The organism is Kouleothrix sp. (assembly GCF_046328425.1).
Classification (GTDB): Bacteria; Chloroflexota; Chloroflexia; order Chloroflexales; family Roseiflexaceae; genus Kouleothrix.
In genome coordinates this window covers 81586-94952 of record NZ_JAXLWP010000007.1, presented here as the reverse complement: position 1 = coordinate 94952, position 13367 = coordinate 81586, and the positions used below count along the sequence as shown (strand labels likewise).

Sequence of the window (13367 nt, the reverse complement as noted above, 5' to 3'; positions counted from 1 at the left end):
GGGAGGTGCCACATGGAATCCCATCCTTTTCGCTTCGGCGTGCTTGTTGGCGGCGTTGCGGCAGCAGATGACTGGAACGCGAAAGCCCGGAAAATCGAAGCCCTTGGCTACGATACCCTGTTTGTCGCCGAGCATATGGATACCTTCCCACCAATTGCCGGTATGGTGGCCGCAGCTGGTGCTACCACAACACTACGGATCGGCAGTTATGTCCTTGCGAACGATTTTCACCATCCAATAGTGCTCGGCCGCGAAGCTGCCGCGATTGACGCTCTTTCGCATGGGCGCTTAGTGTTTGGCCTCGGCACTGGCTTTTATCGGCCGGATTATGAGCAAAGTGGAATTGTGTTTCAATCGCCGGGTATGCGAGTTGGGCGATTGGAGGAGGCAGTGCAGATCATCAAGGGGATTTTTACAACGACCCCATTCTCGTTTGACGGCAAATACTATACAGTGCGCGACTTTGCGCTTACCCCCGTGCCAGTGCAGCAGCCGCATCCCCCCATACTCGTTGGCGGCGCGAGTCCACGCATTCTCGCTCTGGCCGCGCGCGAAGCCGACATAGTCGGGCTGAATATACGAACAACCGCAGATGGAGGCTTCGATCCAAGCTCGATCCTAGCAGAGCCAACGGCGCAAAAAGTCGCCTGGATCAAGCAAGCCGCAGGTGAGCGATGGGAGCACCTCGAGCTGAGCATCTTGTGCATTCATGTTGCGGTTACCGGGGATCGAGCAGAAGCAGCACGTCAGATGGCGGAAGGATGGGTTGAGGCAGGCTTCACGATCAGCCAGGTGCTGGAATCGCCGCACATGCTTATTGGAAGCGTTGACGAAATAGTCGCAGATTTGCAGCAGCGCAGAGAACGGTATGGCATCTCACACGTTGTAATCTTCGAGGATAAGATTGACGAGTTTGCACCTATCGTCACGCGCCTCGCAGGCACCTGATGACGCTCTGATGCGCAAGGGTGTACACGACACCTCATTGGTAGACGCTTATAATTGCAAGAATTTTGTGCTATGCATGATCAGGCTATCGCCCTTCCTTGGGAACACAACAGCTGGCTTGAACAGGTGGCGATATGGGTTCAAGAGCAGATTGAACAGCGCGGCTGGCACATGGCCCAGGCGATCGATGTTGTCCATCAGCGCCCGTGGTCGACCTTCGCGCGGATAATGACCGATCGAGGGGTTGTCTATTTCAAAGCGCCAGCGCCGATGTTCGCATACGAGGCAGGGCTGACCCAGGCGCTGTCGAAGTGGCGGCCAGATTGCACTGTACCGCTCCTCGCTGTGCATCTCGAGCACAGTTGGATCTTGTCAGCCCATGCTGGGGTCACGTTGCGCCAGCTTACCCGGTCGGTTGAGCAGATCCCACACTGGCTGAAATTGCTGCCGCTGTACAGCGAATTGCAGATTGAGCTGGCCAATCGGGTACCGGAGCTGCTCGCGCTTGATCTGCCTGACCGCCGGCTCGCTCATCTGCCTCAGCTGTATGCAGGGCTGCTGGAGGCAACGGACAGCCTGTGCATTGGATCAGAGCTTTCGCCAGCAGAATATCAGCAATTGCACGATGGCCATACACGCTTTACCGCAGAGTGCGAAGCGCTTGCCTCGTACAATCTACCGGAAACTATCACCCACGAAGAAGTACACGAGAACAATGTCTTGCTCGGCAGCGGGCGCTACATTTTCACCGACTGGAGCGATAGCAGCGTCTCGCACCCTTTCTTCAGCATGCTCGTTACCTTGCGTGCAACGGCGCACTGGCTAAACCTGGGCGAGCAAGGCCCCGAACTCCGCCAGATGCGCGATGCGTACCTCGAGCCCTGGACAAAGTTTGAAACGCGCGACAAGCTGTCGAGTGCACTCGAGATTGCCTACCGCTTGGGGATGGTCAATCGGGCATTATCGTGGCATCAGGGCCTGGGCCGGCTCTCGCCAGAGATCAGAGAGCCGTATGCTGACACAATTCCAGGGTGGCTGAAAGACTATTTACAAGCCTCGTAGGGCAGCCACCGTATAGATCGCTTTCTTGTTGAGATGCCCTGCCCGGCCAAGCCGGGCAGGGCATCTCAACAAATATAAAGCAAGAGATCAGTGGGCTAGCGCCCGCGCTCGATGCTGGTCTTGCGGTCGCCTTCGGCGGGGTTGAAGTCGGTGGCGGTATCGGTGCCGGCGCCGCCGTCGAAGCGATCGGCGCCAGCGCCGCCCTGCAGGGTGTCGTTGCCGTCGCCGCCCTTGAGCGCATCGTTGCCATCGCCGCCGAGCAGCGTATCGTTGCCGCGCTCGCCGTCGAGCGTGTCGTCGCCCGCGCCGCCGAGCAGCGTGTCGGCGCCGGTGTGGCCGGTGATCGCATCGTTGCCGCTGCCGCCGTCGAGCGTGTCGTTGCCGCTGCCGCCGTCGAGCGCGTCGTTGCCGGCGTTGCCGAAGATCTGGTCGTTGCCGGCGCTGCCGCGAATGGCGTCGTTGCCATCGCCGCCGATGATTGTGTCGTCGCCGTCGGCGCCGCGCAGCCGGTCGTCGCCCGCGCCGCCGATGATTGTGTCGCTGCCCGCGCCGCCGTCGACGCGGTCGTTGCCATTGCCGCCGTCGATGATGTCGTTGCCGTCGCCGCCGCCGATGCGGTCGTCGCCGTCGCCGCCGCAGATCAGGTCGTCGCCGCCGCCGCCGTCGATGCGGTCGTCGCCGCCCAGGCCGAAGATGATGTCGGTGCCGGGGGTGCCGGCGATCGTGTCGTTGCCGGGGGTGCCGGTGATCGTCGGCCGCGCGCCGGCGCACGAGGTCACGATCATCACGCTATAGCTCGCCGGTGTTGGGTCGGCTTGGCCCTGCGAGCTGAGCGCCCTGGTTTCAAAGGTGTACGCGCCATCGGGCAAGGTATAGCGCTGCGGGCTGGAACACGGCTGATACACCCCGCCGTCGATCCGGCACTCGAACGAGAGCGGCGCGGTGGGCGAGATGCTGCCGGTGAACGCGAAGCCGATGCTGTGGGTCAGGCTGGTGTCGCCCGGCCCGGCGGTGATCGTGGTGTCGGGCAGCGCCGCCGGGGGCTGCGGGTCGGGCGGGCCGATATCCACCAGCACCAGCTGGGTCAGGTCGCTCACCTGGCCGGCGCGGTCGATCGCGCGCGCAGTGACGCGGTAGCTCTGGCCGTAGACCGAGGAGCCAAGCCAGCGCGCGGTGTGCCACGTGCCGTCGTCGTCGAGCGTCGCGTCCTCGAATGGGCCGTCGCCGATGCGCAGCTGCACCGCGGCCAGCCCGACGCTGTCGGTGGCGATACCGCTGAAGCGCAGGATGCCGCTGCCGAGCGGGTAGCTGGCGCTCTGGTCGAGCACGGTGGCGCTCAGGTCGATCTCCGGCGCGCTCAGGTCGAGCGTGAAGGTGATCGTGTCGGGCGCCGACTGCGCGCCGCTGGCGTCGGTGGCCTGGGCGGTGAGCGTGTGCGCGCCTTCCGCCGGGGCTATGCGCGCCAGCCGCAGCGCGTGGCTGATCGCGTCGGTGGCGCTGAACGTGGTGGTGGCGACGACCTGCCCGTCGAGCGCGAGCGTCAGCTCGCGCAGCGTGCGTGCCGCGTCGGCCGCCACGGTCACATCGACCGCGCCGGTGGACGAAACGACCTGCGTGGCGGCCGGGGCGACGATCAGCGCGCGCGGCTCGTCGCTGGCCGGCGCGAGCGCGCTGGCGGCTGCGGCCTGGGTGGTGGCCTCGGCGCAGTGGCCGTACACATCGCAGGCGCGCGCCTGGGCGGCCGGGGTGGGGGTGGCTTCCCAGCGGCGGAAGCTGATCGACAGGCCGCTGCGCAGCGTCAGGTCGGGGAATAGCTCGCGCTGCACCGGGTCGTCGTCGAAGGTGCGCGTGGGCGGCTGGAAGCGGTTTCCGGCGCAGCTGAAGCCCGCGCCGGCGAGGTAGCGGTCGGCGGCTGTGCAGCTGTAGGCCACCTCGTAGCGCGTGGCGCGGGCCGCGTCGTCGTAGTACTGCCGCCCGGTCGGCGTGGCGCCGACCGTCACGCGCGGGGCCAGGGTGTCGACGATGCCATGCCAGGCGTTGGGCGTCAGCTCGCGGTTGCCGAGCGCGTCGTCGGCGCGCAGGTCAATCTGGAACTCGCCCTCGATGCCGCCGGGGATGCTCGTGCTCCAGCCGGCGCCGCTGGCCGATGCGGCGAGCACGGCCGGCTGCCAGGCCAGGTCGGCGTTCTGCTTGAGCGCGGCCACGTGCTCGGGCAGCAGCGCGCGCTGCCACACCGCCACCTGGTCGAGCGCGCCGGTGTAGTGAACGCGCGCCCAGCCGCCGAGCGCCAGGTCGGCGGTGGTGCCGGCGTCGCCGCTGAAGGGCGCGCTGCCGACGGCCACCCCGTCGACGTACAGCGTCGCCTGGCCGGCCGCGCGGTCGGCCACGCCGACGATCTGGTGCCAGCCGTCGTCGCGCAGGTCGGGGCCGCCGTGCACAGCCGTGCCGTTCAGCGTCAGCGTGGCCACGCCGTCGATCAAGTCGATGCGGTAGCCCTGGCCGGCGTCCCACTTCTCGACGATCGGCTGCTCGGCCGCGCCGCCGGGTGTGGGGCGCACCCACGCCTGCAGGCTAAAGCTCTGGCCGGCATCGAAGTTGAGCGCGGCGGCATTGGGCACAGCCAGCCCGGCGCTGCCGTCGAAGCGCAGCGCGCCGCCGATCCGGCCGGCCTCGGCGCTGGGGCATGCGGGCGCCGTGGCGCAGGCGGCGTAGCTGTGCTGGGTGCTGCGGTCGGCGAACCAGGCCGTGCCGGCGCGCTCGTCGAACGGCAGCAGCAGCACAGTGCCCGAGAGCGCCAGCACCTGCTGGAGCGGCACGAACGCCACGTCGAGGCCGGCGAGGCCGGCGGTGTCGCTCACCAGCCCTGTGAGGGTCGCCGTCTGCGTAAACACGCCGGTGGTCGAGTCGCGCGTGCTGAGCGTGGCGAGCGGCCCGCTGGCGTCGATGCGCAGATCGCTCGCCAGCAGCGTCTCGGGCGTAGCGTTGCCGGCCGCGTCGGTGGCGCGCAGTGTCACGGTGTAGGTGCCGGTCGGCTCGGCGATGCCGGCGGGCAGCGCGTAGTCGATCGTCCAGTCGGTACCGCTGATGCCGGCCGCCTGCCAGCCGCTGCCGGGCGCGTTCGGGTCGTGGTTCTGCAGCAGCAGCGTGGCCGAAACCACCCCGCTGGCCGGGGCAGGGTCGCTGGCGCTGCCGCTTAGGCGCATGCGCCAGCGGCCGTCGGCGGCGCGCGTGGGCACAAGCGGCGCGGCCGGCGCCGCCAGCGCCAGCTGCGGCGGCGCATCGTCGACAAGCAGCGTCAGCGGCGCGCGCGGCGCCTCGACATTGCCGGCGATATCGGTGGCGCGCGCCTGGATGGTATGCGTGCCGGCGCTGGCCGCGAGGTTGAACGACCAGGTGGCCGCGCCGCTGGCCGCCTGCCAGCCCGTGCTGTCGACATTCACCTCGACCTTGGCGACGCCGGTGTTGTCGTCGGCGCTGCCGCCGATCGTGACGACCGGGCTATCGCCGCCGGGGCCGCGCAGGTAGGCGATGTTGGTCTGCGGGTTGAGCCTGAGCGCGATATCCGACGTAGGCGGCGCGCTGTCGACGGTGAGCGTCAGGGTGCTGCTGGCGACGATCGCGCGCAGGGCGGTGCTTTGCGCCAGCGCCAGCCGCGCGTACTCGATCTGGGCGCCGCGCGGGGTTGTTGCCAGGCAGAATGATTGCGCGCTGCGTGTAAAGAGCGCCTGCACAGCCGTCTGGTTCAGCGCCGAAGGGTACACGCTGAGCTGGTCGAGGTCGCCGCGCAGCGGGGTGCTGCCGTCGTGCAGCCCGCCAAGGTAGATGGTATCGGCGGCGCCCAGCGGCGCGCCGCCATCGCCGCCGGGTGCGCCGGGCTTGCCGTCGACATACAGCTGCGATGTGCCATCGGCGGCGCGCGTGGCCGCGACGAAATGCCAGCCGCTGTCGGCGATCGGGGTGCGGCCCTGGGCCAGCGCGCCGCCGCTCAGGAACACCAACGTGCCGTTGATCAGCCCGAGCGCGGTGCCGCCGTTGATGCTGCGGCTGTCGAACACGTAGAAGCTGCTGTTGGGCGCGGTTTTCAGCCAGAACGCGATCGTGAATGCATCGGGCAGGTGGTACGGAATGATCGCGTGGTTGCCGCCGCCGAAGCGCACGGCGAAGTCGGAGTGCGGCGCGTTGGGCGCGCCGGCCACGCCGGGGCTCGGGCTGGTGTCAGGGCTGTCGATTGTGGCGTTGCGGCCGAAGCCCGAGCTGTCGGCGAAGCTGGTGGCGCCGGGCAAATCTTCAAAGCGCAGGTCGACGGCCGGGGCGCTGCTAGGCATGGGGCAGGCCAGGGCGGTGCTGGCCGGGTTGCTGATCTGCGAATCCCAGGTGACCTGCGGCTGCGTGCCGTCGAGCGCGCTCAGGTCGGCGGCCAGCGCCTCGCTGGTGAACGCGCCGCCGCTGGTCGAGCCGAGCAGCCAGCCGTGCGTGAGCGGGTGGTAGGCCACGCGCGGGTTCGAGCCAGCCCGCGTTATCGTCGTGCCGGCGTAGGCGCCGCCCGCGCTATAGAGCTTTGCCACGAAGCTGCTGTCGGTGGTGCCATACGCCAGCAGCGTGCGGCCGCTGGCTGGATCGTAGGCTTGCTGCGGCGCGCCTGCCGCGCTGGCGCTGGCGTCGCTGGCGGCCAGCACGCTCGCCGGCACGGTGATCGCGCCGTTGGCGACTGTGATCGCCGACAGGTGAATGCTGCCGCTGCCGAGCGCCTTCCACGCGAGCTGGTAGGCGCTGCCGGCGTACACCAGGCTGAGGCTGGCGTAGGGCGCTGCGGTGCCGAGAGAGTCGAGCGCCAGCTCGTGCTCGGGCGTCAGCGCGCCGTCTGCGTCGAACGCGCGCGTGACAATCACCGCCGCGCCGCCCGACTTCTTGCGCACCCAGGCCGCCAGAAAATTCGCCCCGTCGCTGGCTACCACCGGCGCAAAATCGCTGGTGGTGGCGTCGCTAGCCGTGGTGAGCGTAAACGTCTGGCCGGTGCCAAAGCTGCCGGCGACGTCGTCGACATGGTGTGGCAGCACCTTGTATCGGTACGTGCCCGCGACGTTGCAGAAGTTCCCCGAGCATGTGTCGAGCGTGTAGCCGTCGAAGTTTTTCGCCTGCTCGGTGGGAGTGCTGGCGGCGATGGTCTGGGCCGAGCTGGCCAGCCAGTCGACACTGGCGTCGTCTTCGCCGAGCAGAATGGTAGCGGTGCCGTTGAAGCTGACGGGCCGGCCTTCGCACCGGTCGCTGGTCTCAAGGTCGAGCGGGTCGCGCGTGATTCTGTTGCCATTCTTGTCGTAGCAATCGAGCGGAACGTTTGTCGGCGTATTGTGTGCCTGCGCGACCTCGATCACCGGCTCGACGCCGCTGGTGCCGTGATCTTGAACTGTGGTGAAGCGCAGGTCGGTGATCTGCACCATGGTGGTATCGCTGTAGCGATCCCACACGCTGAGGCACTGGCCGGCGGCGTTGCAGGCCACCGCCGGGGCGCTGGTGCCGCGCAGGTAGGCTGGCGGCGGAAGGATGCTGCTGCCTCGCTTGTCGTTGCCTGTTTCCAGGATCGTCGGCGTGGTGCTGTCGAGCGTGTAGCTGCGAACGTCGCCATACTCGCCGCGCCTCAGGCTGTTCGCCGTCAACGCCACCAGGCGGTAGGCGTCCTGCCGGCCGTCTACGGCCGGCGCAGCGCCGGTGAGGCGCGGCGGGCGCAGCGGGAACATGTCGGGGTCGGTCAGCGCACTTCGCACGGTCGGCGCCCAGGCCCAGCCGGGCGTCTGTGCGCCGGGCAGGCGCGCCCGCACGGTGCTGCTCAAGGCTATGGTGGGCGCCGCGCCATACGGCGTGGTCAGGTCGAGCCGCTGCGTCAGCGTCTGCGCGCCGGTAAATGCCGCCGGGTCGAAATCGAGCCGCGAGGGCGCGGGCGATCGGCCAAACGACGCGGGCAGGCTAACCTCGAGCACGCTGGGCGCGAGCGGCGTGTTGGTGACAACCGTGCTGGTGTAGGCGAAGGTCTGGCCGGGCGCGACAATGCCGTCGGCGTCGCTGGTGGTGGCGCGTACCGTCACCGGCGGGGTGTTGGCCACCAGCGGCAGGTACGGCTGTCCATTGCCGTCGAGCCGCAGGTCGGGCTGGCCGCTGGCGGGCGCGGGCTGCTGCGCGAAGTAGCGCTCGGCCTGGTCGCCTACGCCATCGCCGTCGCTGTCGGCGAACGACGGGTTCGACGAGACGTGCGTGATGAACGCGGGGTGGCTTGCGTCGCCGGGGATGGCCACATTCCAGCCGCCGGCCCACACCGGGTTGCCGCCGCTGTCGAGCACGGGCGCCACGCGGCCGCTTGCGTCGGGCGCGTACACCTGGTGGAACACCTCGTCGCCGTCGTTGATGCCGTCGTTGTCGGTGTCGGCAACGGCCGGGTTGGTGCCAAGCGCAGCCTCCTGCGCGTCGGTCAGGCCGTCGCCGTCGGTATCCCACGAGCCAAGCGAGTAGCCCACGCCCTGCGCGCGCCGGTCGAGCTCGAACTTATCGCTCAGGCCGTCGCCGTCGCTATCCCAGCTCGCGTCGTTCGGGTCGACTCCGCCGTACGCCCGCGACAGCACGCCGTCGTTGTCGGCGTCGTGCAGCGAGCCGAAGGCGCTGTCCCAGTCCAGGCCGCGCCCGCCGTCGCGCTTCTCGGCCATTGTCATAAAGTCGTCGAGCGTATTCGGCAGAATGTCGTAGCGCAGCTGGTCGATCTGCGACGAGCTTGAGCCGTCGATCGTGCGGGTGTAGCACACCGGCACGAGCGGGAACAGCACCGGCGTGAGCCAGCACTCGTAGGCCGGCACGGCGTAGCCCATGTTCAGGTAGAACGGCAGCGCGCGGTTCAGCCCCGGCGCGGGCAGCGCCAGGTTCGGCAGCGATAGGTCGGTGTGCGTCTGGGCGCGGTACAGCTGCGTCTGGGCGAACTTCGGCCCGTTGCTCATCGACCACACGTCGCTCATCTGGTCGCGCTGGCTCTTGATCTCCTGCTTGTCGGCCGTGAGGCTGTACTGGAACGTGCTGCTGCGCAGGTTGTCTTTCGAAAACAGCCAGAGGTACGGCAGCACGTGGTTCCAGTTCTCGGGCACCGGCGGCTTGTGCTGGATCGTCGTCGTCACCGGCAGCCTCACGTCGAGCAGATTGCCGGCGACGTAGCCGTCGAGCTTGTTGTGCAGCGTTGTGCCGATCCGGCCCAGCAGCAGCAGGTCGTTGGTCGTGCCGTCGGGGCCTTTGTGATCGAAGTCGACCATGCTATCGAACGAGTACAGCACCTTGGCGATGAACTTGGTGGCCGCGCCGTTGAGCGTAAAGCAGCCGCCGCCCATGCCCGGCACCTTTTTCAGCGCGTCGACGCCGGCCTCGCAGATGATCGTCAGGATGATGTCGACGAGCGCGATAATGCCGACGATAATCGTGCCGACAACCGTGAACGCCAGCACGGTCATTACGATCACCAGAATTGTGGCGGCGATCGTCTCGGCCAGCGCGCTGTTGAAGGCCGGGCTGCCCGGCTCGATATGGTTGATCACGACGTTGAAGATAAAGAAGCCCCAGACAATCCCGATGCTGATCACCGCGCCCACGAAGCCGGCAGTGCGCGACGCGTTGATCGCGGCCGAGTCGGCCGAGCCGACCTCCCGCAGCGCCTCGATCGTCGAGTAGCCGCCGGCTTTCATCGCCTGCACCCACCGCGCCGTCTCGACGAGCGGCTTCCAGAGGGCAAAGTACACCGTCAGCAAGGCTACCATTGATTTCAGCGTCAGGTTGATCGCGAACTGCACCTGCGGCGTACCGGCCAGGTTGTAGGCCGCGAGCAGCGCCACGCCGCCGGTGACGGCGGCCACGCCCAGCGCCATGCTTACGCCGATCACGGTGCCTTTGAGGCGGTTCTGCGCGAAGATCGTGCGCGCCGTGGCAATGGCGGCCGGCGCGCTGCCCTCAATGATGTCTTTGGCGCTGCTGCCCAGGAACACCAGAATGCCGGTGGTGTCCTGAAAGCGCTGCGACAGGTCGTCTACCGCGATGCTGGTGGGGATCTTGCTGGGCGCCGGGGCGCTGTTCTGCGCGCTGATCTGCTCGTCGCTCAGCGGGGTGTAGCCGTCGGTGGCCGGGGCGGAATCGCGCTGCACAATGCTGTTCACGCCCTGCGCCAGCGCCAGGAAGTACAGCTCGGCGGCGACCATGCGGCCGTACGCGGCGGCGTCGCTGTCGCCGGGCTGGCGCGCGGCGTCGCCGTAGCGGTCGCGCAGGTCGGCCCAGTAGGCGTCGGGCGCGCATGGCTGCCAGCTTGGATCTTGCGCGCCGGCGTCGGCGCAGAACGGCGTCCACTTCAGGCCGGCCTGGGTGTCGAGCGACACCGGCTGGCCGGCGGTGCCCGCGCCGAAGTCGAGCGCGAGCGCGTTTCCGAGCTTTGCCACGTGGCCGCCGCCCAGGCCGCCCAGGCCCAGCGCGCGGTACGAGGCTTCGCTGGCGAACATGATCAGCGGCTTGGCCGAGCGGCTGCTGCGCCATGCGCCGTCGAACTTGCTCAACACATTGGCGGTGCTGCTGATCGTCGCGGTGACGGCGCGGTCGAGCGTGGGGAACAGGGTAGCGCCCGAAGGCGCCGCGAGCACGTCGACGTTGAGCGTGTCGCCGATGCCCCAGCGCAGCGGGCTGGCCTGCGGGACCGTGCTGGTGGTGTGGTCGAAGCGCGTCTTGATATCGGCGAGCGTCACGTCGCGCACGCCGTCGGCGTCGGCGTCGCGCCCGGCCAGGAATGAGTTGTCGAGGCCGTGGGCCAGCCGCCACAGCGCGCCGTCGTCGCGCGGGTCGAAGCCCTGCGCGCTCGGGTCGCGGTAGATGATCGCCGAGCGCGCGCCGTGGTCCTCAAGCGCGTTCAGGCCGGTGAGGTACCAGCTGTCGGCGTACGTCTGGATCACCTGCGACTGGTTGTGCGCGAGGTATTCGGCGCACTCGCCGTTCGCTGCCGACTTGCACCGGTCGACCAGCGCCTGCACCAGCCACACCAGGCGTACCTCGTCGGCGCGGATCGGCGCGCCGTGGCTCTGGAACAGCATGCGCCCACTGAAGGCCACCCGCTCGCCGGTTCGCTCGTCGCTGACGATCTGCAGCGGCACGTAGGCCACCGTGCCGGCTCTGGCGGTGTCGGGCGTGCCGTCGAGCGTGAGCGTGGTGGTGAAGATGTTGTAGGGCGTCAGATCGGCCTGTGGCGGCAGGCTGGCGTCGCCGTTCATGCGGATTTCGAGCATGGGCACGAGCTTGGTGTCGCCATACGCGTCGTTGGCGGCGGCAGGCGGGGCGCCCTCGCCGCGCGGCAGGTCGGCGAAGGTGCGGCTGTCGTCGTCCTGCACCTGGCCCTGCCGGTCGGTCGGCCAGTCGAGCACGTTGTAGGCGAACCATAGGTGGTCGGGGTTGCGCGGGCGCAGCTGGAAGTCGACGAGCAGCGGCAGGCCGTCGGCAGCGTTCGCCACGGTCATCGAGAAAACGCTGGTGCTGGTGAAGTCGCTGCCGGCGCTTGGGCCGGCGCTGCCGGTGGCGCTGGTGGCGGCCAGGTCGAGCCGGTCGGGCACGCCGTCGTTGTCGTCGTCGTCGTCGAACAGGTCGGGCGTACCGTCGCCGTCGCTGTCGCGCATGGCCGGCGCGCCGTCGGCGTTCAGGTCGGGCTGGCCGTCGCCATTGGCGTCGACAAACCATTCCTGGTTGTCGGGCCGGCCGTCGCGGTTGCTGTCGGCCTCGAGCGGGTTGCTGCGCCAGTGCTGGCCGCGGTAGTCGGTGCCGGCCACCTCAAGCGTGTCGGTGATCATGTCGCCGTCGGTGTCGGCCTGGTTCGGGTCAGTGCCGATCGCCTGCTCTGCGCGTTGCTGAGCCCATCGCCGTCGCAGTCGTTTGGGTCGGCCGCGGCCTGCTGGCGGCTCGCCGCGCTCGCGCCAGGCGCGGCGGGCACGGCGTACGCCAGCGGGTTGGCGTGCGGGTCGAGCGCGTTTCGCTAGCCTGCTGGGCCGCGTGCGCGGCCTGGGCGGCCTGCTGATCCTGGCGCCTGCTCGGCCTGCCAGGCGCGGTCGCTTCGCGGCGGCCTGGGCCTTGGCGCTGGTGAGCGCAGGCCCAATCACCAGCGCGGCCAGCAGCGCCCAGCTGAGCGCGCGCAGCAGCCGCCGCGAGCGCCAGCCGCGCACCAGCACAGCTGCGAACGCCAGCCAGGCGGCAAGCGCGGCCAGCTTCGGCAGCGCGTCGGCCATGTCGAATGGCACGAGCGCCAGCGCGTGCGCGGCCGCCGGGTAGTCTGCGAAGTCGACCGTGATCGTGGCCGCCAGGGTTTCGCCGCGCTGCTCGGGGAAGCGCAGGTTCAAGATCTGGCGCAGCGGTAGCCCGTCGGCGCTCACCCACAGCTCGCCGTCGCCGCTCATGGCGGCGTAGTACGGCGGCACATCAACCGCGCGCCGGCGTCGAGCTGGCCTTGCGCGCGCAGGGCCGCCTCGAGCTCGTCGCGCATATACCCGGCGAAGGTCGGCCCGTCGATGCGGAAGCCGTAGCGCGTAAACACGCGGCCGGCGCGCGTCTCGGGCGCGTGGGCCTGGATGTCGCGCACGGCCGCGAGGTAGGCCATGAAGTCGCCGCCGGGCGCCGCCGTGTCGGTGATGCCGGGCGCGTCGTGCCAGGGGCCGCCGCCCTGGCGCAGCTGGGCCTTGCCGTTGGCCACGCGCACCTCGACGCCGCTGGCGGCCTGGAGCACGCTGCCGCCCGAGGTCCACAGCCGCATCTCCGCGCTGTGGGCGCGCAGGTCGTACGCGCCCGCAAGGTGCAGGCGCTGCTCGCGGCTGCTGCGGCCGATGTTCGCCACCGTCGCGGTGGGCGTGCTGCGCTGCACGACATCGCTGCTGAAGCTGTAGGCGCCGCGCGAGCGCGCCAGCTCCCACGCCGCCGTCACCGGGTCGGGGCGGGCGGCTGCCACAGCGCGCGGCAGCACGGCCAGGGCGATCGTCAGGGCCAGCGCCAGGAGCAGCAGCGCTGGCGCGAGGGCGGGGGTGGCGAAGCGTCGCATGGCGAACCTCCGGATGAATGCTGGTGTTTGCGAGCAGCACAAAATACGCGCCCGGCCACGCTGGATGCGCGGCGGCGCTCGGCGGCTGGTTAGATAGCCCAATGCCGGGGCTACTGGCTATGCCACTGCGATACCTGAAGGGGAATGTATTGCTCAGTATAGCGTAGGCTGCAGGGCCGTAACATACTACTTTCGATGTAGCTGCAGTAAAACCGTCTAAACAAACGCTATGCGCGATATGCGCCGGCCAGTGTCTTGTCCGCACACAAGATCGATACTAGTC

General features: G+C 68.8%; 4 protein-coding genes. 2 read left to right on the top strand and 2 right to left on the bottom strand.

Annotated elements, in window-relative coordinates; genetic code table 11:
• Positions 1-12: 12 nt before the first annotated feature.
• Positions 13-948: a TIGR03621 family F420-dependent LLM class oxidoreductase gene (locus tag U0177_RS07715; RefSeq protein WP_409570026.1), complete on the top strand. Its 936-nt coding sequence runs from the start codon at positions 13-15 to the stop codon at positions 946-948.
• A gap of 72 nt (positions 949-1020) precedes the next feature.
• Positions 1021-2010 carry a hypothetical protein gene (locus U0177_RS07710; RefSeq protein WP_409570025.1) on the top strand — a complete coding sequence of 330 codons (990 nt, stop codon included), beginning with the start codon at positions 1021-1023 and terminating at the stop codon, positions 2008-2010.
• A gap of 95 nt (positions 2011-2105) precedes the next feature.
• Here U0177_RS07710 and U0177_RS07705 read toward each other — a convergent pair whose 3' ends face one another.
• A complete protein-coding gene (locus U0177_RS07705; RefSeq protein WP_409570024.1) occupies positions 2106-12470 on the bottom strand; it encodes a LamG-like jellyroll fold domain-containing protein in 10365 nt (3454 codons plus the stop codon).
• Positions 12446-13084: a hypothetical protein gene (locus U0177_RS07700; RefSeq protein WP_409570023.1), complete on the bottom strand. Its 639-nt coding sequence runs from the start codon at positions 13082-13084 to the stop codon at positions 12446-12448. The genes U0177_RS07705 and U0177_RS07700 overlap by 25 nt, the downstream gene beginning before the upstream one ends.
• Positions 13085-13367 lie beyond the last annotated feature (283 nt).